20 protein-coding genes and 1 riboswitch are annotated in these 24901 nt (G+C 40.8%); of the genes, 11 read left to right on the top strand and 9 right to left on the bottom strand.

Going from position 1 to position 24901, the window contains the following annotated elements; all coding sequences use genetic code 11:
- Positions 1-22 precede the first annotated feature (22 nt).
- Positions 23-805, bottom strand: coding sequence for an outer membrane protein OmpK (locus IMPJCBKJ_RS11480; protein WP_054561705.1), 783 nt, complete (start codon positions 803-805; stop codon positions 23-25).
- A gap of 93 nt (positions 806-898) precedes the next feature.
- Complete coding sequence (locus IMPJCBKJ_RS11475) at positions 899-2212, bottom strand: Na+/H+ antiporter NhaC family protein (protein ID WP_054551511.1); 1314 nt, start codon at positions 2210-2212, stop codon at positions 899-901.
- Positions 2213-2492: 280 nt separating this feature from the next.
- On the opposite strand from IMPJCBKJ_RS11475, the gene dapB reads away from it, so the two are divergent.
- From dapB to IMPJCBKJ_RS11445, 6 genes are all read left to right on the top strand, one after another.
- A complete protein-coding gene (dapB, locus tag IMPJCBKJ_RS11470; protein WP_166340402.1) occupies positions 2493-3290 on the top strand; it encodes a 4-hydroxy-tetrahydrodipicolinate reductase in 798 nt (265 codons plus the stop codon).
- A 207-nt stretch (positions 3291-3497) separates the two neighbouring features.
- Positions 3498-4634: a glutamine-hydrolyzing carbamoyl-phosphate synthase small subunit gene (gene carA, locus IMPJCBKJ_RS11465; protein ID WP_055020805.1), complete on the top strand. Its 1137-nt coding sequence runs from the start codon at positions 3498-3500 to the stop codon at positions 4632-4634.
- A gap of 16 nt (positions 4635-4650) precedes the next feature.
- Positions 4651-7869, top strand: a complete 3219-nt coding sequence (gene carB / locus IMPJCBKJ_RS11460) for a carbamoyl-phosphate synthase large subunit (RefSeq protein WP_166340400.1) — start codon at positions 4651-4653, stop codon at positions 7867-7869.
- 51 nt (positions 7870-7920) lie between these two features.
- Positions 7921-8397, top strand: coding sequence for a transcription elongation factor GreA (gene greA, locus IMPJCBKJ_RS11455; RefSeq protein WP_054551507.1), 477 nt, complete (start codon positions 7921-7923; stop codon positions 8395-8397).
- A 117-nt stretch (positions 8398-8514) separates the two neighbouring features.
- Positions 8515-9558: a S66 peptidase family protein gene (locus IMPJCBKJ_RS11450; protein WP_138600478.1), complete on the top strand. Its 1044-nt coding sequence runs from the start codon at positions 8515-8517 to the stop codon at positions 9556-9558.
- Positions 9559-9615: 57 nt separating this feature from the next.
- The gene (locus IMPJCBKJ_RS11445) at positions 9616-10017 is read left to right on the top strand and encodes a hypothetical protein (RefSeq protein ID WP_166340398.1); all 402 of its coding nucleotides are present in this window, start codon (positions 9616-9618) and stop codon (positions 10015-10017) included.
- A gap of 72 nt (positions 10018-10089) precedes the next feature.
- On the opposite strand, the gene IMPJCBKJ_RS11440 is transcribed toward IMPJCBKJ_RS11445, so the two are convergent.
- A complete protein-coding gene (locus tag IMPJCBKJ_RS11440) occupies positions 10090-10746 on the bottom strand; it encodes a nitroreductase family protein (protein WP_054551938.1) in 657 nt (218 codons plus the stop codon).
- A gap of 102 nt (positions 10747-10848) precedes the next feature.
- On the opposite strand from IMPJCBKJ_RS11440, the gene IMPJCBKJ_RS11435 reads away from it, so the two are divergent.
- Both IMPJCBKJ_RS11435 and ribB read left to right on the top strand, forming a co-directional pair.
- The gene (locus tag IMPJCBKJ_RS11435; RefSeq protein ID WP_138600484.1) at positions 10849-11787 is read left to right on the top strand and encodes a LysR family transcriptional regulator; all 939 of its coding nucleotides are present in this window, start codon (positions 10849-10851) and stop codon (positions 11785-11787) included.
- A 47-nt stretch (positions 11788-11834) separates the two neighbouring features.
- Positions 11835-11982, top strand: a riboswitch (FMN riboswitch).
- A gap of 106 nt (positions 11983-12088) precedes the next feature.
- The gene (gene ribB, locus IMPJCBKJ_RS11430) at positions 12089-12742 is read left to right on the top strand and encodes a 3,4-dihydroxy-2-butanone-4-phosphate synthase (RefSeq protein WP_166340440.1); all 654 of its coding nucleotides are present in this window, start codon (positions 12089-12091) and stop codon (positions 12740-12742) included.
- A gap of 49 nt (positions 12743-12791) precedes the next feature.
- On the opposite strand, the gene IMPJCBKJ_RS11425 is transcribed toward ribB, so the two are convergent.
- The 6 genes from IMPJCBKJ_RS11425 to IMPJCBKJ_RS11400 form a co-directional block, all read right to left on the bottom strand.
- Positions 12792-14234: a serine hydrolase domain-containing protein gene (locus IMPJCBKJ_RS11425; protein ID WP_166340396.1), complete on the bottom strand. Its 1443-nt coding sequence runs from the start codon at positions 14232-14234 to the stop codon at positions 12792-12794.
- Between the two features lie 22 nt (positions 14235-14256).
- Complete coding sequence (locus IMPJCBKJ_RS11420) at positions 14257-15258, bottom strand: alpha/beta hydrolase (RefSeq protein ID WP_166340394.1); 1002 nt, start codon at positions 15256-15258, stop codon at positions 14257-14259.
- Positions 15259-15328: 70 nt separating this feature from the next.
- Positions 15329-16192, bottom strand: a complete 864-nt coding sequence (locus IMPJCBKJ_RS11415) for a D-Ala-D-Ala carboxypeptidase family metallohydrolase (RefSeq protein ID WP_166340392.1) — start codon at positions 16190-16192, stop codon at positions 15329-15331.
- Between the two features lie 8 nt (positions 16193-16200).
- Complete coding sequence (locus IMPJCBKJ_RS11410; protein WP_166340390.1) at positions 16201-17817, bottom strand: L,D-transpeptidase family protein; 1617 nt, start codon at positions 17815-17817, stop codon at positions 16201-16203.
- Between the two features lie 158 nt (positions 17818-17975).
- Entirely contained in the window at positions 17976-21128 is a 3153-nt protein-coding gene (locus tag IMPJCBKJ_RS11405) for an efflux RND transporter permease subunit (protein WP_166340388.1), read from the bottom strand.
- 3 nt (positions 21129-21131) lie between these two features.
- The gene (locus tag IMPJCBKJ_RS11400) at positions 21132-22304 is read right to left on the bottom strand and encodes an efflux RND transporter periplasmic adaptor subunit (RefSeq protein WP_138600497.1); all 1173 of its coding nucleotides are present in this window, start codon (positions 22302-22304) and stop codon (positions 21132-21134) included.
- A 158-nt stretch (positions 22305-22462) separates the two neighbouring features.
- Between IMPJCBKJ_RS11400 and IMPJCBKJ_RS11395 the strand changes: the two genes are divergently transcribed.
- The 3 genes from IMPJCBKJ_RS11395 to IMPJCBKJ_RS11385 all read left to right on the top strand — a co-directional run bounded on the left by IMPJCBKJ_RS11395 (position 22463) and on the right by IMPJCBKJ_RS11385 (position 24885).
- A complete protein-coding gene (locus IMPJCBKJ_RS11395; protein WP_054562006.1) occupies positions 22463-22711 on the top strand; it encodes a YkgJ family cysteine cluster protein in 249 nt (82 codons plus the stop codon).
- Positions 22712-22852: 141 nt separating this feature from the next.
- Entirely contained in the window at positions 22853-24037 is a 1185-nt protein-coding gene (locus IMPJCBKJ_RS11390) for a hypothetical protein (RefSeq protein WP_166340386.1), read from the top strand.
- 95 nt (positions 24038-24132) lie between these two features.
- Positions 24133-24885: a hypothetical protein gene (locus tag IMPJCBKJ_RS11385; protein WP_166340384.1), complete on the top strand. Its 753-nt coding sequence runs from the start codon at positions 24133-24135 to the stop codon at positions 24883-24885.
- Positions 24886-24901 lie beyond the last annotated feature (16 nt).

Below are 24901 nucleotides of genomic sequence, written 5' to 3'. Positions count from 1 at the left end.
TCAGCTTTCAGCTTTCAGCTTTTTAGAACGTCCACTCAACGTGAAGTTGTGGTACTGACTCAGTTGTGTCTGTACCTAGCTTGTTGTGCCAGTATTGCCACTCAAGGCCTAGCAGTAAGGTGTTTTCTTTCATGCTCATTGCGTGACCTAAATCCCACGTAATGATTGGCTGCGCTAAAATCCACGCTTTAACATCTTCGCCAAATTCATTTTCACGCTCTGCAATGTATTCAACATGGCCTGTTACGTTGAACTTTTGTGAGCCAATAGTGAATGGGTAGCCCCAAGCAACATCAATCATCCAGCTGTTTGTTTCAGTTGGTGCACCACCGCGTGCTACGCCTTCACTGTCATCGATGTAAGCGGTAAATAAAGTAGATAAAAAGCTAAAGCCCGGTGCTTGCCAGCTGAGCTTTACACCTGGTAAATACTTAAGAACTTTCGAGTCACCTGCGGCATTAAAACCTGCCGTTAAACCCACATCAGCAATTGCGCCGTATGAGAAATCACTGCCAGAGATTTTTGATAAACTGAATGTTGAATACCATTCGCCGTAAAAGTCTTTATCTTGATAACCATCTTGACGGTCGTCATTGCTGTAATCAATAAAAAAGAAGTTGTCGCCATAGTCATAACCAGACGCATGCTGTAGTGATACAACCGTGGTGTTTGACTTAGTCAATGAAAACGGGTTTTTGTGTTCACCGTTATTAACGTGTAATTGCGTAGAGCTCCAATTAGCGGCATAGCTCGAAGTACTTACTGCACAAAGCGCAGCAACAGAAAGGATCTTTTTCAAGTTCATATCTCAATATTGATGGTGTAATGGGGGATATAAAGTGAGGATTATAGCAGATACGCCCATATTTGGGCGTATCGAGAGAAAAAATTATTTAACTTATGCTTTATTTCGGCGTAAGCAAATTACTGCAACGGCAGTAAAGGCAAGAATAAAGCAGTAATAAGAAGAGGTAGAGACTTCCCACGGACTAATTTTGAAGGTTGCGCCCAGTAGAAGTGCTTGTGCGCCATACGGCAATGAGCCTTGCGTAACACAAGCAAAAATATCAAGTAAGCTTGCTGAACGCTTGCCTGTAATTTCACCATCATCCGCTAATTTTTTAGCAATCGGGCCTGCAACTATAATAGACACGGTATTATTAGCGATGCATAAGTTACTGGTCATAACCAGTGCTGCAATCCCTAATTGATCTGCAACTTTACGGTGCCATTTTGCAACGATTTTTGTAATTGCTTGAATTTTGTTAGCAATATAATCAAGACCACCATTAATACGGATAAACTCTGAAAGGCCACCAATAAACATCGATAGCAAGAAGATTTCCTGCATATCAGTAAAGCCTTTATAAATATCTTTAACAAAGCTTGCACCTTCATAGCTGCCAGTAAAGCCCATGAGTGCGGCAAAGATAATACCACTAAACAGCACCACGAATACGTTAAAGCCCATTACCGCGAGCACTAAGATAAAGGCATAAGGTAACACTAATAAAATATCGAAGTCTTGTGTCTCTACAGCTTCTGCTGCAGGGGTTAAGAAGAATAATAAGCCGATAGTTAATGCCGCAGCAGGTAAGGCGATTTTTAAGTTCTCACGGAATTTATCTTTCATTTCACAGCCTTGCGTGCGGGTTGCAGCAATAGTTGTGTCCGAGATGATTGATAAGTTATCACCAAACATGGCACCCGATACAATCGTGCCTGCCATCAGAGATGGATCAATGCCTGTTTTTTGGGCGACGGCATAAGCAATCGGGCCAATCGCACCGATAGTACCCATAGAAGTGCCCATCGCAGTCGACACAACCGCAGCAATTAAAAATAATCCTGGTAGTAACAGAGCCGGTGGAATAAGTGATAAGCCCGCATTAACAACGGCATCAACACCACCGGTTGCACCAGCAACCGCAGAAAACGCACCAGCAAGCAAATAAATCAAACACATAGTGATGATGTTGCTATGGCCAGCACCTTTAATAAAGGTTTCAACACTGTGGTTGATGGTATTTTTATTTAAGATAAACGCCAGCATGATGGCAGGTAAAATTGCCACAGGAGCTGGTAATTGATAGAAGGCGTAATCGACACCTTGAGACTGTAAGTATAAGCCAGCGCCTAAAAATAAGCCGACAAACACCAAAAGCGGCAGCAAAGAAAGTTTTGCTTTTGTTTTATTAAATGATGGCTGCATCATATTCCTCGTTAGATAACCAATAACACAGCCAAACACTTCTTTTAGCTGTATTTAGTTGTGTCTAAAAGACAACAACAGCGCCCGCAAGCCAAAGACCAAATCGGCGCAAAGGAAGAAGTTTAAATGTATAGATGGCTAAATGCAAAGACTATCTGTTATTATTGTTGTTCTATTAATAAATCTAAAATTAGCTCTGTATTTTTTATAAGCTAACCTGACTATTACATGAGTTTTCGATAAAATCCAGCCAGCTAAGAAGAATAGATAAGGTAACTATATGAACCGCATAGGTGTATTTGGCGCAAACGGCCGCATGGGACTTGCACTTTTAGAAGCAGTCTCAAAAAAAGATGACGCAACATTAACGGGCGCGTACGTACGCGAAAACTCACCACTTTTAGATAGTGCGGTTAATCAATTAAACAGCGCTGCATCAGCAGATGTTTCATTTAGTAAAGAAACAGACGTAAAAGATGCAGATGTATTGATAGATTTCACCTTACCTCAAGGCATGCGCAACCACTTAAAAACAGCGGTCGAAAAAAATATCGCGATGGTAATTGGTACTACGGGCCTTAACCAAGATGATCTTGATGCCCTTAATGAAGCGGCGAAACACATTCCGATTGTTTTTGCCCGCAACTATAGCGTAGGTGTGAATTTACTGCTTAACTTAGTGCAGACTGCGGCTGTGAAGTTTGGCGATGATATGGATATCGAAATATTTGAAGCTCATCATCGTCATAAAATCGATGCGCCATCGGGAACTGCATTGGCAATTGGTGAAGCGATTGCTGAGGCAAAAGGCTGGCAGCATGATGAAGTCGCGCGTTTTGATAGAAGCAATGACGAACACGCAAAATCGCAAAATGAAATCGGTTATTCAGTCATGAGAGGCGGAGATATAGTAGGTGAACACACCGCATATTTCGCAACTTCTGGCGAAAGGCTAGAATTAACTCATAAAGCAAGTTCAAGAATGACCTTCGCATTAGGTGCTGTAAGAGCTGCGGGCTGGTTGAAAAATAAACCAGCTGGACTTTATGACATGCAAGATGTGCTTGACTTGGAGTAGTTTAGTTTCTTTTTTGGCAGTTTCAGTGAATTTTTAGTTAATAACGCTTATTTTTACTGTTTTATTAATTAAGATTAGATCTGAAAGCTAAATTACTGTAGAATAGCGCCAATTTGCCAAAAATTCATAAATGCGTGTTTCCAATCGCTTTAAACGGGCAGTAGAGCAAATGACTTTACTCCCGTTTTTTACTGTTAGGAGGTTAACTTGACTAAATCCGCTCTGTTAGTCCTAGAAGACGGCACAGTGTTTCGCGGTACTGCAATCGGCGCTGACGGCATGTCAGTCGGTGAAGTAGTATTCAATACGTCTATGACTGGTTATCAAGAAATTTTGACTGACCCTTCATACGCGGAACAAATCGTAACTTTGACGTACCCACATATCGGTAATACGGGTACTAACAGCGAAGACGAAGAAGCGGGTCAAATCTGGGCTAAAGGCCTAGTGATCCGTGATTTGCCACTGCTAGCAAGTAATTTCCGTAACGAGCAATCGTTAAGTGATTACTTAAAAGAACGCAATATCTTAGGTATTGCCGACATCGACACTCGTAAATTAACACGTATCTTACGTGATAAAGGCGCTCAAAATGGTTGTATCATTGCAGGCGACGAGTTAGATGAGAATAAAGCGCTTGAAGCTGCGCAAGCCTTCCCAGGCTTAAAAGGCATGGATTTAGCAAAAGTTGTCTCAACCAAGGAAAATTTTGAGTGGCGCGAATCAAGCTGGACGTTAGGTTCAGGCTTTAAAACGCTAGAAGCAGCAGACGAGAAGTTCCACGTTGTTGCTTATGACTTCGGTGTTAAACGTAATATCTTACGTATGTTAGTTGACCGCGGTTGTAAATTAACCGTTGTTCCTGCACAAACATCTGCAGAAGACGTACTGGCATTAAACCCAGACGGTATCTTCTTATCAAATGGCCCAGGCGACCCTGAGCCGTGTACTTACGCGATTGAAGCAATTAAAACTTTCCTAGAAACAGACACGCCAATTTTTGGTATCTGTTTAGGTCACCAATTACTTGCACTTGCTTCAGGTGCACAAACGGTGAAAATGAAGTTTGGTCACCACGGTGGTAACCACCCAGTTAAAGACCTTGACCGCAATGTTGTAATGATCACAGCGCAAAACCACGGTTTCGCAGCTGATGAAGCAACCTTACCAGCGAATTTACGTGCAACTCACGTTTCATTATTCGATGGCACGCTACAAGGTATTCACCGCACAGATAAGCCAGCGTTTAGCTTCCAAGGTCACCCTGAAGCAAGCCCAGGTCCACATGATGCGGCACCATTATTTGACCACTTCATCGACCTGATGCAAGCACGTTCTAACTAATTTAACCGGAGTAACAATGCCAAAACGTACCGACATAAAAAGCATTCTTATCTTAGGCGCAGGCCCGATCGTAATCGGTCAAGCTTGTGAATTTGACTACTCTGGTGCACAAGCGTGTAAAGCACTACGAGAAGAAGGCTTTCGAGTAATTCTTGTAAACTCGAACCCTGCAACTATCATGACTGACCCTGAAATGGCGGATGCGACGTACATCGAACCAATTCATTGGGAAGTGGTAGAGAAAATCATTGAAAAAGAAAAGCCAGATGCGGTACTACCTACTATGGGTGGTCAAACAGCATTAAACTGTGCGCTTGATTTAGATAAGCACGGCGTACTGGCAAAACACGGTGTTGAGCTAATCGGTGCAACTGCTGATGCAATCGATAAAGCTGAAAACCGTGAGCGTTTTGACGTAGCAATGAAGAACATTGGCCTTGAGTGTCCGCGTGCAGAAATCGCTCACTCAATGGAAGAAGCACACGATGTACTTAGCCGCATCGGTTTCCCATGTATCATTCGTCCATCATTCACGATGGGTGGTACCGGTGGTGGTGTTGCATACAACCAAGAAGAATTTGATGAAATTTGTGAGCGTGGTTTAGATTTATCACCAACAAATGAACTTCTAATCGACGAATCGTTAATCGGTTGGAAAGAGTACGAAATGGAAGTTGTTCGTGACAAAAACGACAACTGTATCATCGTATGTTCTATCGAAAACTTTGACCCTATGGGTGTTCACACTGGTGACTCAATCACGGTTGCACCAGCGCAAACACTAACTGATAAAGAATACCAAATCATGCGTAATGCATCGATGGCGGTACTTCGTGAAATCGGTGTTGAAACAGGTGGTTCAAACGTACAGTTTGGTGTGAATCCAGTTGATGGCCGTATGGTTATCATCGAGATGAACCCTCGTGTATCGCGTTCTTCTGCATTAGCATCAAAAGCAACCGGTTTCCCAATTGCGAAAATCGCTGCAAAACTAGCAGTAGGTTACACCCTTGATGAGCTACAAAACGACATCACTGGCGGTAAAACACCAGCGTCTTTCGAGCCGTCAATTGACTACGTTGTTACTAAGATCCCACGTTTTAACTTCGAAAAATTCGCAGGTTCAAACGACCGCCTTACAACACAGATGAAGTCTGTGGGTGAGGTTATGGCGATTGGTCGTAACCAACAAGAATCACTGCATAAAGCATTACGTGGTCTTGAAGTAGGCGCAACGGGCTTTAACCCAATTGTTGCCCTTGATGATCCGAAAGCAAAAGAAAAAATCATCCGTGAATTACGTGAGCCAGGTGCTGAGCGTATTTGGTACGTTGCTGATGCAATGCGTCACGGTATGAGCGTAGAAGACGTATTCGAATTAACTAAGATTGACCCTTGGTACTTAGTTCAAATCGAAGACATCTTAAAAGACGAAGCAACAATCAGCGAAGTAGGTATGGCTGGTTTAAATGCTGAGTTTTTACGCAAGCTTAAGCGTAAAGGTTTTGCTGATGCGCGTATCGCTGAAATTGCCGGTGTTTCTGAAGCAGAAATTCGTAAGAAGCGTCACCAGTTAGCTATCGTGCCTGTATATAAGCGCGTTGATACCTGTGCTGCAGAGTTCAGCTCAGACACAGCTTACATGTACTCATCTTATGATGAAGAATGTGAAGCGAATCCATCTGAAAAAGATAAAATCATGGTAATCGGTGGTGGTCCTAACCGTATCGGTCAAGGTATCGAATTCGATTACTGTTGTGTTCACGCAGCATTAGCTTTACGTGAAGACGGCTATGAAACAATCATGGTTAACTGTAACCCTGAAACTGTTTCAACTGACTACGATACATCTGATCGTTTATTCTTCGAGCCAATCACGCTTGAAGATGTATTAGAAATCGTACGCGTTGAAAAGCCAAAAGGTGTTATCGTTCAGTACGGTGGTCAAACACCACTAAAACTTGCTCGTGAACTTGAAGCGAATGGCGTGCCAGTTATTGGTACTTCACCAGATGCAATAGACCGTGCAGAAGACCGTGAGCGTTTCCAACAACTTGTTGAGCGTCTAGATCTTCTTCAACCAGAGAATGCAACGGTTACTTCTTTAGAAGAAGCGATTGTTAAGTCTGCTGAAATTGGCTTCCCACTGGTTGTACGTCCTTCGTACGTACTAGGTGGTCGCGCAATGGAAGTGGTTTATGATGAAGACGATTTACGTCGTTACATGACCGAAGCAGTATCAGCGTCAAATGAAGCGCCAGTACTACTTGATCACTTCTTAGATAACGCAATCGAAGTTGACGTTGACGCTATCTGTGACGGTGAGCAAGTAATCATCGGTGGTATCATGGAGCACATTGAGCAAGCAGGTGTTCACTCAGGTGACTCAGCGTGTTCATTACCGGCTCACTCACTAACAGCTGAAGTACAAGACGTAATGCGTAAGCAAGTGACAGATATGGCACTAGAGCTTGGCGTAGTAGGTCTGATGAATACACAGTTTGCTGTGAAAGACGGTAAAGTTTACTTAATCGAAGTAAACCCACGTGCTGCGCGTACAGTACCGTTTGTTTCAAAAGCGACAGGTATCGCACTTGCTAAAGTAGCGGCACGTTGTATGGCAGGTCAGTCGCTAGCAAGCCAAGGTATTACAAAAGAAGTAATCCCTCCTTACTACAGCGTAAAAGAAGTGGTACTGCCATTTGCTAAGTTCCAAGGTGTTGACCCAATTCGTGGCCCAGAAATGCGCTCAACGGGTGAAGTTATGGGTGTTGGTGAAACTTTCGCCGAAGCATTCGCAAAAGCACAATTAGGTGCAAGCAACACTTTACCACGCGGTGGTCGCGCGTTACTATCGGTACGCAACAGTGACAAACCACGTATCGTTGAACTAGCTAAAACCATGACTGATCTTGGTTTCGAGCTAGATGCAACAGGTGGCACTGCAAAAGCACTTGAAGAAGCTGGTATTGCAGTTCGTCGCGTGAACAAAGTATACGAAGGTCGTCCTCATATTCTTGATAGAATTAAAAATGGTGAATACAGCTACATTGTAAACACTACTGAAGGCCGCCAAGCGATTGAAGATTCGAAGGTGTTACGTCGTGGTGCGTTACAGCATAAGACTAACTACACAACGACTCTGAACGCGGCATTTGCTAACTGTACTGCAAACCAAGCAGATGACCGTAGCAAGGTGACGTCAGTTCAGGAACTACACCAGCGAATGAACTAAGGAAATGTGCCAAGGGCGAGGCAATCGCTCTTGGGATTAAGTGAGAATAATATGCAATCAATTCCGATGACAGTTCGTGGTGCAGCATTACTGCGCGAAGAACTTAACGAATTAAAAACAGTTACCCGTCCAAAAATCGTTGCTGATATCGCTGAAGCACGTGAGCACGGTGATTTGAAAGAAAACGCTGAATACCACGCTGCTCGTGAGCAACAAGGTTTCTGCGAAGGCCGTATTCAAGAAATTGAAGCGAAGCTTTCAAATGTGCAAATCATTGATGTAACTAAAATGCCTAACACAGGTAAAGTTATTTTTGGCACAACGGTCACTATCGTTAATGTTGAAACCGATGCTGAAGTAAAATACCAAATCGTAGGCGATGACGAAGCAGATATCAAAAACAACCTGATCTCTGTTAACTCACCAATCGCGCGTGGTTTAATTGGTAAAGAGGTAGATGATGCCGTTATCATTAAAACGCCAAACGGTGAAGTAGAGTACGAAATCATTGAAGTTGAGTATATTTAGTAGCTTAACCAAGCATTGAGAAAAACCGCAGTTCACACTGCGGTTTTTTTATGCCTGTTTACAGGCGTGGATTTATTCGGTACGTTGGCTACAAACTGTTGCAATGAAGGAGTAATAATGGCGAAAATTCAGTATCCTAAACCACTTGTTCAAGGTGATAAAATAGCCATATGTGCTTTTTCATCAGGTGTTGATAAAGCCTTTCATGAGCGCTTAGACATAGTACTTAATGGCTTAACAGCCAAAGGTTTTATTGTTATTGAAGGTGCCTGCTTACGTCAGTCACACAATAGTGCAAAGCAACGTGCTGATGAGCTCATGCAGTATTTAACTGATGATTCAATCGCAGCCATCATGCCGCCATGGGGGGGCGATCTCACCATGGAAATTTTACCGCTTCTCGATTTTAATGCGATAAGTAAAGCAAAACCTAAATGGTTGGTTGGCTTTTCAGATATCAGCACGTTTGCATGTGCATTAACCACTCGTTGTGGCTGGGCAACCTTGCACGCTGCGAATTTAATGCAAATTCACCCTGACGATCCCGATGTTTATTTAGCAAATATATTCAGTGCCATGTCACTTGAAGAAAAACAGCAATTGCATCAAGTTGCTTCGCCTTTTTATCAGCAAAAGCAAATTGATTATAAAGCTAAGCCTGAGGCTCAATTTGACTATACTGCTCCTAGCCAATGGCGCTGTATTAACTATAAAGATAAACGCCAAATTGAAGTGTCTGGTCGCTTAATTGGCGGCTGTTTAGATACCTTAGGTCTGTTGTTACCCTCTAATTACTATGCATTGCATGAGTTTAAAAAACAGTATGCACCAGAGGGGTTAATTTTATACCTAGAAAATGCAGAGCTCAGTCCAATGGCCCTTGCACGTTGTTTGTTATCGTTAAAGTTGAATGATGTTTTTACTGATGTAAATGCGGTGGTATTCGGCCGCAGCCCTGCAATTAATAACGACTGCTACTTTGATGAATACCAAGCAATAGAGCTCGCATTTAAAGGCAATTTGTTCCCAGTTATTGTTGATGCCGACATTGGCCACGTAGCCCCTAATTTAGCATTAATTAATGGTGCTGTTGCCACAATAACTGCAGATTTGTGTGAAGGTATGGCGAGTAATGTGGTTGTGAAGACAATATGTAATTAAAGGAAGCTCTGATTGGCTAGAACTAGGTGACCAAGTTTGGTTTTGGGAGATATTAGTGTGAAAGTAAAATTATTATTGCTTGGCATGATATTACTTTTGTCCTGTTCAACTGCGAAAAGTGCTCTTTATGTAAATTCTGAAAGTTGTACAGTGAAGTTAAATAACACAGAAAAAAAACTGGGGTTAATTACTCCATGCAGTTTAGTGAAAGTTCATGATAATTTATTGAATTTTAAGAAATATGGTGAAACAGAGGTTTATATTATTTCTGGGGCACCATCACCGTTAGATAAGCTGTCGAGATGGTCCGTAACAAAAGAAGATAACTGTTCACTAGAATATCAAGCTGTTATTGTTAATAATGAAACACTATCATTATTAAAGGTGAAGGATAAAACCTTGGTTTGCCCTAATTTAGGCTTGGATGAAAAAGTGTATAGGCAGTTTCTATCTGATTAAAAGCTTATAAGCTCATTTATAATAGCCATTTAAAGTTACGCCTACATTAAAAGGCGTAACTATTAAGGTTTGTTAAACAATCTTAATTACAGAATTTTTATCTAAACGCGATTTTGGTAATGCAGCATTATAATCTTGCTCTGGCTCGTGATAACCAATAGCGAGTGCCACCTCACAAACATAGTCGCCTAATTCATCTGCAAAAAGCTCACCGAGTAAGTCTTTATCGACACCTTCCATCGGTGTTGAGTCTAAACCTAAACGAGCCACTGTATGCATGGTATTACCTAAGGCAATGTAGGTTTGCGCTTTAGTCCAAGCAGCGTTAACACCTTGCTCATCAGTATTTAAATCAACAAAGGCGAAGGCGCCAAATGCTTGCTCTTTGTTTTCAGCTTTTGTACGGCCATTAGCAATATCGGCATCAATTACTTTTTCATAATCAGCACGTTTATAGCTTGGGTTATAAGCAAATAAAATGGTGTGTGATGCCGCTTTTGCATGAACTTGGTTAAACTGAAACTTATTTGCAAAACTATCATGCAGACGCTGTTTACCTTGCTCTGATTCAATGACCACAAACTTCCATGGTTGAGAATTAATAGACGATGGCGATAAACGTAATGCTTCTAAAATTACAGCTAAGTCTGCTTGGCTAATTTGTTTTGAAGCGTCGTAACGTTTACTTGTGTAACGGCGTTGTAAGTCAGAAATGATTGGGTGTGTCATGATTTGCTCCCGCATGTATAACAATTAGGTGCAGTTTACGCCTTGCATACTTTGCGATAAAGCGCATAATCGAATAAACATTATCAAAAATTTTTAGTTAATATGCTGGTTGAAGATCTTAAATTAATCCTCAAGGTGGCTGAATTTCGCAGTATTACAACCGCGGCAGCCAAATTAGACATGCGAGCTGCTACCGCCAGTGCGGCAATTAAACGTGTTGAAGCAGCGCTGGGGGCTGAGTTATTTGTTAGAACTACTCGTCATTTGCGTTTATCTGCGGCAGGGGAGCGCTTTTTACCTCAGTGTCAGCAAGCAGTGCTCATGCTAGACCAAGCCACACTCGCGTTAAAAGGTGAGCATGATGAAATTGAAGGAGAACTAAGAGTCGCATTATCTTCAGATTTAGGCCGCAACATCATTATCCCATGGTTAGATGAGCTACTTGATGAGTATCCAAAGCTGAGTATGCGCCCGCATATTAGCGATAGTAATGTCGACTTTTACCGAGACTCCGTTGATTTTGCCCTTAGGTATGGCTCGCCATCCGACTCAAATTTGTATGGCTTTAAAATTTGTAATGTTCCGCGGCTGTTATGTGCAACCTCGGAGTACATTGCCGAACATGGCGCGCCGACACATCCCGATGAATTAAATCAGCATCAAGGCCTGTTTTATCAACTACAAGATATCATCAATAATGTTTGGGAATTTACCGATGGAACCGAGCGTTTTAAGGTGAAAATGCAAGGCCGCCGAGCATCTAATGATGGTGATTTGGTAAGGCGTTGGTGCGTGGCTGGTAAAGGCCTAGCGGTTAAATCATGTATTGATATCAGTGATGATTTACTAAGTGGGCGGGTAGTGCCCGTGATGCAAAATTATCCTCACTTATGTGCTGAGCTTTGGCTAATATGCCCAAGTCGACAGTCCATTACACCCGCGGTTCGTCTAGTGCGTGATATATGCCGAGAAAAAACCAAGGCGATCCTCAATCAACTGATTGAAAAAGGCATATTAGATAAGCGGGTACTCGATAACTAATTACTTTAGGTATAGAATAGCTTGGCTTATTCATCTTATTGATTAAGCAACATTCTCAGGGCGGGGTGAAATTCCCCACCGGCGGTATACTTTGAAATTAAGTGAGCCCGCGAGCGCTTTAACTTTGGTTAGAGGTCAGCAGATCTGGTGAGAGGCCAGAGCCGACGGTGATAGTCCGGATGAAAGAGAATATAGTTTATCTATAAAACAGTAATTGGCTGCCTGCGGGTGGTCTTTTTTGCTGTGCCTTTCAATGTCCTGAATCTTTTCATATTTAATTTAATAGGTATTAAAAATGATGATTCAGTCTTCTTTACTTAGCCAATTTGGCGAACCACTTGAACGCGTTGAACGTGCTATTGCTGCCTTGCAGCAAGGTGAAGGCGTACTTGTAGTAGATGACGAAAACCGTGAAAACGAAGGTGATTTTGTGTATTCAGCACAGCACCTGACCACAGAGCAAATGGCCATGATGATCCGTGAAGGCAGCGGTATTGTGTGTCTTTGTATGGGCGATGAGCGTGTTAAACAGCTTGATTTACCACAAATGGTTGAACATAACACCAGCCAGAACAAAACAGCTTACACAGTGACCATTGAAGCTAAAACGGGCGTGACAACTGGCGTTTCAGCGGCTGATCGTGTAACCACCATTAAAGCGGCAACAGCTGACAATGCAAAGCCTGAAGATTTGTCTCGTCCAGGACATGTGTTTGGGCTGCGAGCACAAACGGGTGGTGTATTAGTGCGCCGTGGCCATACCGAGGCATCTGTTGATTTAATGCTGTTAGCGGGTTTAACACCGTTTGGTGTTATTTGTGAATTAACGAATCCAGATGGTTCAATGGCTCGCTTGCCTGAAGTAAGCAAGTTTGCCAGTGAGCACAACATGCCTGTTGTATCGATTGAAGATTTAGTTGCCTATATCCAAGCAACGCAAAAACAGGCTTGCTAAAAGCTTTAAGCCGTAAGTAAAAAAATAAGGCCACTCTTGTGGCCTTTATTTATTGTAATTTCTCAATAGCGTGTTTAGCACTTTCACTGTCAGGATTAAGTTTTAGCGCACTTTTGTAACTTGCTAATGCTTTTTGTTTATCACCAGCTGCTAAATATGCTTCACCTAAACTGTCAAACGTATTTGCTGAATCTGGATAAGATTGATTGTTGAGTTCAAACACCGTGATTGCGGCGTCTAGCTCATCCATCTGCATTAATTCATAGCCAAAGTAGTTTAGCGACCTTTCTCTAGGCGTATTACCCTCACTCACCATTTGCTGATAGGTATTCTTTAACCCTGCAATACCTTCATGTTTAAATGCGTTATAAAGTTTACTATCTGCATGCTCTGTCGCTTTTTCGTAGGGGTTGCCATAGTAGATTTCAAGTAAGCCATTAGTCATGGGTGTGAGTGGCGCACCACCGGTGTTATTTAAAATAATAACCAGTAATTTGTCTTCGATTATTCTACTTATAAATGCATTAAAACCATTAATACCACCGCCATGTTGGATACGTGTTAGGGGCTTTCCGTAGGTGCTTTTATCAAGGTTTGTAACTTCCCAACCAAGCGCATAATTTCTTTGCTCAGAAACTTGATACATCTGTTTTTTATATTTGTTGTTCAATAACTTATCTGTGTAGAGAGCTTGATCCCATTTTAGTAAATCTCGTGCTGTTGAATACATTGACCCAGCAGCATACGGGATAGACATATCTAAATAATCAGTATTGCTATAGCCTGCTAGGCCATTGTCGTAACCTGATACGCGAAATTTAATGATTTTATTGTGAGAATCATAGCCTGTATTCTTCATATCGAGTGGATCTAAAATATTCTTCTGCAATACGTCTTGATATTTTTGACCTGTTACCTTTTCGATTACCGCACCCAAAATAAAATAGCCAGAATTGCTATAACGAAACTCAGTGCCAGGCTCGAACACTAGATCATCACTACATAATAAGCGAATAAATTCATCAACACTGTAAGGGTTTCGGCTGTACTCATCACGAAACGATTTTGCTTGAGTATAATTACCAAGACCAGAGGTGTGATTAAGTATTTGCCGAATGGTAATTTTAGTGGCTATATCTTGTCTGTAATTAGGGAGGTATGTTGCAAGGTGATCATCGAGTTTGAGTTTACCATCTTGTGCCAATTGCAGAATTAACATGGCGGTAAACTGTTTGGTAATTGAACCAATTCTAAATTTACTTTTATTACTATGTTTTATATCCCATTCAAAGTTGGCATAGCCAACGCTTTGTTCAAACAGTACTTTTCCATCCTTTGCAACTAACACATTGCCATTAAACTGCTTAAAGTTATGAAAGCCATTAATAAAGTCAGCCATTTCTGCTTGCATGTTTTGGCTGTGTGCGAGGCTTGAAATTGCGACTAAATAAAAAACTACAAGTAGTCTTAATTTCTTAAAGAATATGTTCATTGCTTTCCTTGTTATTTGTTGGTTACATTAATCGATGTAAAACTTCATTGCGCATGGCTTGATTGATAAGGCTGACCATTCTGGTGTGGTCTAAATTACTGTAATGCACTATGGATACACTCTTATTTTGAAGTGCTTGCCAATAACCAGCGGGGCTTATTTGGTCAGCGTTACTGACATAGAGTGTGGTTCTATTAGCTGATTGTTTGCCGTTCAGTAGGGCGATTAAATCAAGTTGTGTTTCATCAATACCAGTTTCTTGAATTACATCTTTTGCTGCGTTTTTAAAATCATTATCTTTTATAAAGTAACTTAAGGTTGGGTGATAACTTTTAGCTACGGACATTAATGCGGTATCAAAATGCACCATTGGTGCAACCATTATCTGTTGATTTACATTAGGCATTTGCTTTGCAAGTTGCATAGCAGCAATACTGCCCATTGAATAACTTAAAATATCAATTTGTTGGTATTGGTTGGTATTTAAAAAATGCTTTAATACATCAAGACTATTTAGGCCAAATTTGAATTCACTATATTGATTGCTCGCAGGCATTAGGATGACATCTTTGCCGGTAAAATGACTAAGCCAGCGGGCTTGAAAGCTATAAATCAAACTACTCACACCATAACCTGGGAATAGTATAATTGCTGAATCGTTTTTCTGTTTGGCACCATTTATAGAGGTTAAAGTTGTTTCAAATGTTTCCATTTCCTCTTTAGATTTAAGTTGAAAAGTTATGCCAAATTGTTCACCTTGCTCAAAATATTCGATTAAATCATTATGGGAAAATATTCTAACTGCTATACAGTTATGCATAGTGTTACATGTTTTGTGAGGTATACCTTCGTAAACGGTATTCAACATTGGGTCGTCAGGGCCACCGTAAGATATCTCTTCTACAGGTTGAGTGATTTGATAAGCAATAAAACTCTGACAACCACTGAGGACTGAAATATAAAAAATGCAGAGGATAAAGCGCATAATTCCCTTTGTTGTTATTGTAGTATTTCCATTAATCACAACAACTTACCAATCAAGCGGCAATAATGCAATCGGATAATATTTGAACAAGGGTTGTAAGAGGATTGTATTACCACCTAGCGGTAAATCCTCGGTTATCTATGTGAACAAAACCACCGTGATGGGAGGCAGGTTTATAGCGACCAATACCGCCATTATAGCGACTGTGTTTTTGGAACTTTTCAAACACTTTATAAAGCACGTCAACATCAGCAATCGTTAGTTTGCCATCGCCATTTAAATCATCCATTCGGCCATCACCATCTTCGTCTATATATAGGTCAAAGGCATCGCCGTATTGGTGTCGGCTGTGTTTGCCATTACCAATTGAGCGATTGTAGTGGGGTGTTCTATAGCCGCTGATAAAGGCAAATTTGCTGACTTTAATCCCTTCATTTTGTATAAACGAGAGCAGATCTTCGAGCATCATCAAGCCATCGTTGTTGACATAAAGGTATTTTGGAAAGCCACTCACTTGCTTACAAATTACATTTTTAACTTGCACATGAGGAGTCAGCTGGCGTGATAAGTCTTTCTCAAAAACTTCTATAAACCCGTTTGGCGCACTGTATTGTGTATAGCCTTTATAAGGGGCAGGGTAGAGGCCGATTTGGTAATTATTCAATTGCTTATTGTTAGCATTGAATGGTTTTTTCACTATAACGAGTAAGCGTTTGCTCGTTTTGTTGTTACTCAGTACTAGGCTATAAAACCCTGCATTTTCTGGGGCATAAACGGCAATGCTATTTGGCCCTAATCGCTCTGTCTCAACATCTGAAACTGCAGTTGGAGTAAAATCAGCCGTGTTATCAATTGTTAGCACTTGTTTTGCATCAAGTACAAGGCTGTGCAGCGAATCAGTTAATTCAATGGCAGCAACAGAGCATGTAGTTAACGCTAAGCACACACTAAAAATAATACGGCTGAAATACATAGTGACCTCTAAATTGTATTGTTTGCTAATGGTGTGGTGAGTGCTTTTAATAACGCGCCATCACGATTATAAACGTCGGTATAAAATTGTAGGCCCTCGTCGTTACCCGCAACGGTCCAATACATTAAAAGTACATCCAGCGGTTTTGATAAGCTGACTTTTTTAGTTTCTTTCGCTGCAATGGCGTCATCAATTTCACTACGGCTCCAATTATCCGAGATTTCTAAGATTTTCTCAGCTAAGGTGAATGGGTCATCAACTCTTACACAGCCGTGGCTAAATGCACGTTGGTCTTGCTGGAATAAACTTTTTGCAGGGGTATCGTGCAAATAGATTGAGTATTTATTTGGGAACATAAACTTGATTTGCCCTAATGAATTATTCTCTGAAGGCTGTTGTACAAACCAATACGGGAAGTTTTTGCGGCTAGCATTCGGCCAATCAATACTCTTGCTATCAACTGGGTTACGGCGACTATCAACCACAACAAAGTCTTTCTCGGTTAAGTAGTTTGGGTTTTCTTTCATTTTTTTGATGATGCCACCTGAAATACTCCGCGGTACTGTCCACGTTGGATTCATCACGATATAACTCATTTGCCCTTTAAAAATTGGGGTTTTGGTGTAGTTTCTGCCTACAACTACATTGGTTTGCCATTTCAATTTGTTGTCTTCAAACAAGTACAGCAAGTAGCCTGCGATATTTACCACTAAGAAGCGCTCTGTGAGCGTGTTATCAACCCAACGAATGCGCTCTAGGTTTACTAAAATATCATTAACGTACTCACTGTAATCTTTGTTGAGTAGTTTTAACGTCGCATTGCCAATCACACCATCATCAGCAACTTGATGGGCATTTTGAAAGCGTTTAACTGCTGCGACTAGCTCATCGTTATAATCAGTGGCATCACTGTTACTGCCGTCAAAATACTTTAGTCGTTTTAACTTTTGTCTTAAAAGCGGTACTGCTGGGTCTGATTGTCCGGGTTTTAATACCTTATTTTGCAGTGCGAAGTCAGGTAACTCGCCAGTGGCATCAAGCTCTCGGTAAAACTCGAGGGCGGCTTTTAAGCGCTTATAATGAGGTAAAACAGGCTTGAGGATTTCAAGTCCCTTATCAAGGCTTTTGGATTTTACATGTTTAAGTAATGAGGCCGCTGCAGCATCTGGGCTGACATCAAACTGTTCATAGTTCCATGTGGCTGCCAATTGTTTTGGATTTACTTTTCCGCGAATTAAATGTTTTGCATAGGTCATGACGGCATCTGTCATTAGAACATCAAACTGTGCTTCGACGGCATCTGCTCCGCGTTTCTCTATTTCGTTGGCCAGCGCCATTAATGTATCAAAGTGATAGTCGTTAGGAGATAGCCCTTCAAGTTCTGCTTGCGCAATTAAATTTAGCGCTTGTTTGGCATATTTGTTGTCATCCCATACTCGTTCAAAACTATTTGCTTTATAGGTGGCAACAGTCATTTCTGGGGAGTGGATTTGTTGTCCTTCTATACTGTGAGATTCACCAATCAGAATAGGTTCAAGCTGTTGTTGCAAGTATTGGTTCTCAGCAAGCACTGGCATACAAATTGATAAACAACTGAGCAAAGCTGTGTAGCGCAGAATTTTCATAGCTATGTCCTTATAACGTATTTAGTTATTTTTTGAATTGTTTCTTTTTTGCTCATTTAAGCTTAGCAAAACAACAGGATTTATAGGAACATATTTTTAAATAAAAAACGCTTGGCAAGTAAGCTTGCCAAGCGCTCGGTTGGGATTTTGAGAGGGGATTAATGACTGGTTGTTTGTAATTTTGCTTCTGGCTCTGCTTTTTTACCTCTTAGCTTGCCAATTAAGCGTTTGAAGTCTTCTAAGGCGACGTACTGACAAGGGATTAAAATAAGCGTAATGACCGTTGCAAATAACACCCCGAATGCTAGAGATACAGCCATTGGGATAACGATTTTTGCTTGTAAGCTTGTTTCCATAATGATTGGTAATACACCAATAAAGGTTGTAATCGAGGTCAGTAATATTGCTCTAAAACGACGCGCACCGGCTTGCATTACAGCCTCTTTGATTGCAACACCTTCGGCGCGGGCTTTATTGACAAAGTCGACCATCACTAGCGAGTCGTTTACGACAACACCTGCAACAGCGATGATACCGAATACTGATAGGCTACTCATTGTCATACCTAAGATCATGTGGCCAAACATTGCACCAATGACACCGAATGGAATAACCGACATGATGATAAATGGCTGTGAGTACGAGCGAAGTGGAATAGCAAGTAACGCAAAGATAATCATCATTGATAAAGCAAAATCACGTACTTGTTCTGCCACACTATCCATCTCTTCTTGAATACGACCTGCCACATTACTTTCTACACCAGGGTAGCTTTTCAGTAGGCTAGGTAAGTATTCGTCACGAATTTCTTTTGCAATGGCAAATGGTTCAGCTTGGTCAGTATTAACCGCAGCCCAAACGTTTACAGTACGTTTAGCGTTCTCACGGCGAATACGGTTTACACCATCTACAATGTTAACTTTAGCAACTTCAGCAAGCGGTACTTCAACACCCGTTGGCGTGATGATACGCGCATCTGTGATGTCACTTACTGCGTTACGCGATTCACGAGGGTAGCGGATCATTACTTTGATCTCTTCACCGTCACGTAAAATACGTTGCGCTTCTAAACCGTAGTAGCTAAAGCTAACTTGTGATGCCACATCTGAAAGGGTTAAACCTAAGCTGTAAGCAAGCGGTTTAAGTTCAAGTTGAACTTCGTCAGTTGCAGATTGTAGTGAGTCATTTACATCACCTACGCCTTGCATGCTATTAAGCTTTTCTTTTAACTTTGCAGCCACTTCTTTGAGCTTATTGATATCTTTGCCTTCTAAGCGAAAGCTCACATCACCGTCATCACGACCGCCATTCATGATACTGTCTTCAATATTAAGCGTTTTCACACCTGGCAATGGTGGCATTTGTTCGCGCCACATTGCACTTAATTGGAAGGTATCAATAGGGCGTAAGTCCGGTTCGACCAAAATCGCCATAATGCGTGCACTTGTACGACCGCGTAAACTAACCGATAAATCGCGGATCATCGCTTGACCATATTGCTCTTCAAGTTGTTTATCGACATCTAAAATCAGCTTTTCAATGGTTTGCGCTGTCTCAAGGGTTGCTTGCTCAGAAGAAGATAAGTTCATTTCAACTGAGATACGCGGGAAATCATGTGGAATTTTAGGATTCGCAACAAATTTCACTAAGCCACCAGCGAACATACCGCCACTAACAATAAGCACACAGATAAAGCCAACAATCACGGTGTAACGGTAATGAATACAGCGACCAATAAATGGTGTGTAGTAATTATCAACAAAGTTCTTGAGGCTATTATCCATACCTAAACGTAAGCGATGTAATGGATTTTTAGGGTTCGCAGGTTTATTTTTCATGGCTGCTAAGTGAGCCGGTAAAATTAGTTTTGACTCAATTAATGAAAAAATTAAACATAGGATAATTACACCACCAATGGCTTTAGAAAACGCAGAGCCAGGGCCTGATGCCAGTGTTTGTGGTAAAAATGCGGCAATTGTAGTTAACACCCCAAAGGTTGCAGGAATAGCAACGCGTTTTACGCCGCGGACTACGTTATCTAGGCTATGACCGTGCTTTTCAATTTCAGCACTGGCAGACTCACCGACGACAATAGCATCATCAACGACTATCCCGAGCACCAGTATAAATGCGAATAAAGAAGCTAAGTTAACAGTGATATCAATAAAGCCAAGTGGCATCATTAAAAATGCACCTAGGAATGACACAGGTAAGCCCATCATTACCCAAAACGCTAAGCGTAGTGGTAAAAATAGCGCCAGTACCACCATCACTAAAATACCACCCCAAATCATGTTGTCGATCATCATGTTTAGACGACCTTCAAGGTAGTAAGTTAAATCAACAATCGGTGATAGTTTTACACCTGCTGGTAACTGTGGTGCTTTATCTGCTAGGTATTTTTTTAATACCGCAGCAACTTTAGTGATGTCTTGATCTTTCGAAGCATTTACTTCAAAAGTCAGTGAGTTTTTACCGTTGTACTTAGAGTATTGTAAGCCTTCTTCAAAGCCGTCGTTAATTGTTGCTACATCACCTAAGAAAACTTGAGCGCCATCTGGTAAGTGTAATAAAGGCAGATTTTCGAACTCTTTACCACGATATGCTTGGTTTTCAACACGCATTGAAATGTAGCCATTTTCAGAGCGAATTTGACCTGCAGACATATTGGCAGAAAAGCTGCGAACGGCTGTGGCAATATCACGGAAAGTTAAACCATACTCACGTAGCTTATCTGGGCTAATTTCGATGCCAATTTCGTAGTTTAAGCCACTGTAAAAGTTGACCAAGTTAATTTGTGGTAAAGCTTGTAGCTCATCTTTAATATCATTACCAAGTTCTTTGAGCTGGTAGTTACTCATATCGCCATACAGCGCGAGTATCATCACTTCTTGCTCAAACTTTTCGCGGCGAACAATTGGGCGTTCCATCTCTGCAGGGAAGGTATTGATTGAATCAACCTGCATCTTAATTTCATCGAGTACTTCTTGCGGGTCGTACTTTTCTTCGATTTCGATCCAAGCTTGTGAAAAACCACGGTTCGAATAGGTAATTAAACGTTTAATGCCTTCGAGGCCTTCTAAAGACTCTTCGACCTTAATGGTGATGCCTTCTTCTACCTCTTGCGGCGCAGCCCCTGGGTAGACAGCTTGAATACTGATCCAGTTACTCTCAAATTGTGGGAACATTTGCTTACGCACCGACATTGCCGTCAATAAGCCACCCACTAAAATGAAAATCATAAGTAAGTTTGCAGCAACTGGGTTGCGAGCAAACCAGGCAATAAGCCCTTTTTCTCTGTGCGTGGTCATGGCTTATTCCTCTTTTAACGCTAACTGCGTTGTTGGCACACTCAGTGTTGCGTCATCTAACTTGACCGCCATGCCTTCAGTTGGGTATTCGAGTGCCGAGGTAATCAGTTGCTCACCATTAGCAAGGCCATTATCGGCGATCACCATGCCATTTTGCTCGCGAACGATGTTAAGTGTTTTAAAGGTAAGCGTTTCGCCATCTTGTAAAACAGCGACTTTTTTATCTTTAACTAAATGGTGCGGAACAACAATCGCGTTGTCTAACGCTCGGCCTTCGATAGTGGCGTTAATGTATGAGCCAAAACGTAATGGCTGCTTTTGCTCATAAGGCGTTGCTACTTGTGCTACTAAGTAATTCATGCGGCTACGTTGGTCTACAACTCCTTCGCTACGAACAATAGTTGCTTGCCACGTTGTTTGTTTACCTGCAAATTCAGCATTAATTGATACGCTTGCACCAATTCCTTGGTTATTTAGGTATTGCAGATCTTTATCAGCAACAGGTAAACGAATTTCAGCCAGTGACGTTGAGCTCAGGCTACCAAAGCTGTTACCTGGGTTTACCACACTACCTAGACTAATCAGGCGTTCGTCGATAATCGCATTGTAAGGCGCTTTAATATATGTGCGCTCAAGATTACGTTTTGCGCGTTTTACACTCGCTTGCGCAGCACGATAACTTGCAAGTTTTTCAGCAAGTTGTGGTTTACGTAAATAAAGCTCAGAAGGGATAACTTGGTTTGAGTCACCTTTGATGCGGTCCCACTCAGCTTGCGCAACTGACACCTGTGCACGTTCTATCTCAAGTGCAGAGCTTGCTTGGGCTAGTCCTGCTTCTGCTTCAATGAGTGCTGCTTCGTAATCATTTGGGTCAATACGTGCTAGAATGTCGCCTTGCTTAACAAATCCACCTTGTACAAATTGATCTGATAACGACACAACCTGACCACTTACTTGCGCAACAAGCTCAGTTTGGTTTTTAGGTTTAACGATACCGTATGATTTTACATCAAGGGTAATGGCGTCAAAGCTTAACGGTTTGATTGATACAAGCGGGCGCAGATCTTGTTCTGGTTTTTCTACTGGCGGTTGCTTCATTGAGGCAAATGCGAATGCCATTCCAAGTCCGCCGACTAATACGGCGATAGGGAGAATGATTTGTTTTTTACTAGCCACGGGATAGTCCCTCACGGTTGACGGTAATTAAAAATAAATTTGATAGGCTAAGCATACGCAATAAAGTGTTTACAAGGCGTTTGAAGATGTAACAAACCATTACACATATTACAAAGGCGCTACAAAGGTTCTATAAGAGGTACTCAATGACAGATAAAATGGCATGCAGATTAGGCTGTGGCGCCTGTTGTATTGCACCCAGTATTAGCTCACCGATCCCAGGAATGCCCAATGGGAAAGCAGCGGGAGAGCGCTGTATTCAGCTTGATGATAATAACCTATGTAAATTATTTGGTGATGAATCAAGGCCTAAGGTGTGTAGTGACTTTTCTGCTACCATCGATGTATGTGGCACCACTAACGAACAAGCACTGTATTTAATTACCGAGCTTGAGCAGATGACTTAATGTCTTAAGGAAACTTTTAGGTATGTAATTTTATTTGCTGCTTCATTTATTAAGTTGAAGTACTAGGCATACTTTTTTAATTGCTCTTTCATTCCTATGAGTTTAACGTTAATGGATGACATTAGTTTAAAGGATTAAATAATGGTCAATTCAATTTCAGCTTTTCTTTGCTTTATCTGTTTTCTTTTGCCTATTACATGTAATTCTTCATCTACAGAGACAGTATCAGTTGATGTAACTATGGGCTATAACAATGGCTATTATGGGGACTCGATAGATGATTCAGAAAGCCTTTTTGATGATATGCTTGTTTTCATTAATGGTGATTTTGTCGGTGAAATGGTTGATACGGTTAATATCACACTCAATGTTGACCCAACTATAAAAAATACAATTTCGTTAATTGGTAAAGTATCTTCATTTGGTGAGGTGACTTTAACTGAAGAAAACTACCAAACTAATTCAGTGTATATTCCCCTTAATGAAAATCATGGCTATGCTGAGTGGGCAAATATGTCTGTCTCCAGTATTACAGAAAATACGATTGATAAAAACTTTTCGAGTTTTGATATTTCGTTCTCACATAATAAATTACCGATAGACATAGATGAAAACCCCTCTTTTATCATTGAATTAGCCAGAGTTGACGGTAGAGAAATAAATCTAGAAAAACAACCATCTGTTGATATATCACATTATTTCCATGTTGTGGATGGCATACTTAAACCTAAGTCTTTCGAGGAGTTTAAATCATTTTTTAGTTCAAGGGCTATATTTGGCGAACTCACTTTAATGGTTTCTGCTAGAGGTAAAGAGGTGGACGTAGACGTAGATTATTATGGTGAAATTAATTTCTATTTGGACACATTTTTATTAAATGGAAAGCTGAACCCACCACACTCTAATAGCAATGTATCTGTTGCTAATGTTGAAATCGAGTTTTCTTATTTATTAAATAATAAAAAGTTAGTAAAAAAGGTCATTACTGATGAGTCAGGTTATTTTAGTATAAAATTACCCCACGCTAATTTGTCTTTTTTAGCCAAGAAGTTTTATGAAAATACAGAGTATATTTTAAAAGGAGAAATCTCCGCTGAGCAGTCAAGCAGTAACATTAATTTTAACCTTTTGGCCGCGAGCGATAAAAATGTGAAGGCTTCAAGTAACCTGAAGGTAGAGATAGTTATTAAAAAGTCTTCTATATATGAACCAAGCTATTATCATTTGCTTAATAGAAATCGAAGAAGTCATTTTATAGATGCTTGTCGAATGAATAATCATGAGTATGGCTATATTTTTAAGTGCATGGATAGCAGCAAGCCTTAATTTTACACCAATGGCCGCCAAACTCTCGAAATAAGTGAGCTTGTTATCAGCTTTTATGCATTCTTTATAGAGTAACAATTTTTGGACTTTTAATTGTGATGCCTAATTCTAAAATACTAATAAGAAATGTTTCGGAGATTGAAAGTTATGATGTTATCGCATCGGAATCGAGCCTAAATATAGCGCCATACGAACAAGTTATAAAAGGTTATTGGTATGAGGTTATAGCAGATGCGCAAAGCGCAGGCACAGAAATTTGGGATGGGCAGTATTATCGATTAGAAAATATTGATGAAATACAACGAGGTTCATTGCAATTAAATCTGAGTACTATCCCATATTCTACAATTCGCTCTTTGATAAAATTAGGCCAACAACAGAACCTAGCGAGTTGCTACTTTCCATACCATATAAATACAGGGGCGCTAATATCGACAAGTGATGACTTGTTTGTATTTGGTCAAAAATCAACACAGTCAGGTGCTCAATTTATTGACCTTATTGGTGGTGGGCTTCAAAAAGATGAGTTGGTAGTGCAGCAGGCTATAGATATTAAAAACAATATACTAAAAGAAGCATTTGAAGAGGCGAATATAACCAGTTCAATGATTGATTGGGTAAACCTTAATTCATTTATTCTAACTAACACGATGAGTGTTGTAATATTATTTAATATCAAGCTTAATGTAGATAAAAGCCAATTGATACAACCATTCGAAGGCCGAGTTGAGAATGAGCTTTCGGGCTTACAATTTTTTGATCATGAAAGTGTGAATGAACTTAGTCACAAAGAAAATAGGCTTTCTTATTTGAGCTTAATACCGAAGCTTGTGAAAAATTTTAGCTAGATAATGTTATTCATGA

This window comes from Pseudoalteromonas sp. MB47 (assembly GCF_011319765.1).
GTDB lineage: Bacteria > Pseudomonadota > Gammaproteobacteria > Enterobacterales > Alteromonadaceae > Pseudoalteromonas > Pseudoalteromonas simplex.
The sequence above is the reverse complement of the archived record's forward strand: the minus strand, read 5'-3'. Positions and strand labels throughout refer to the sequence as shown.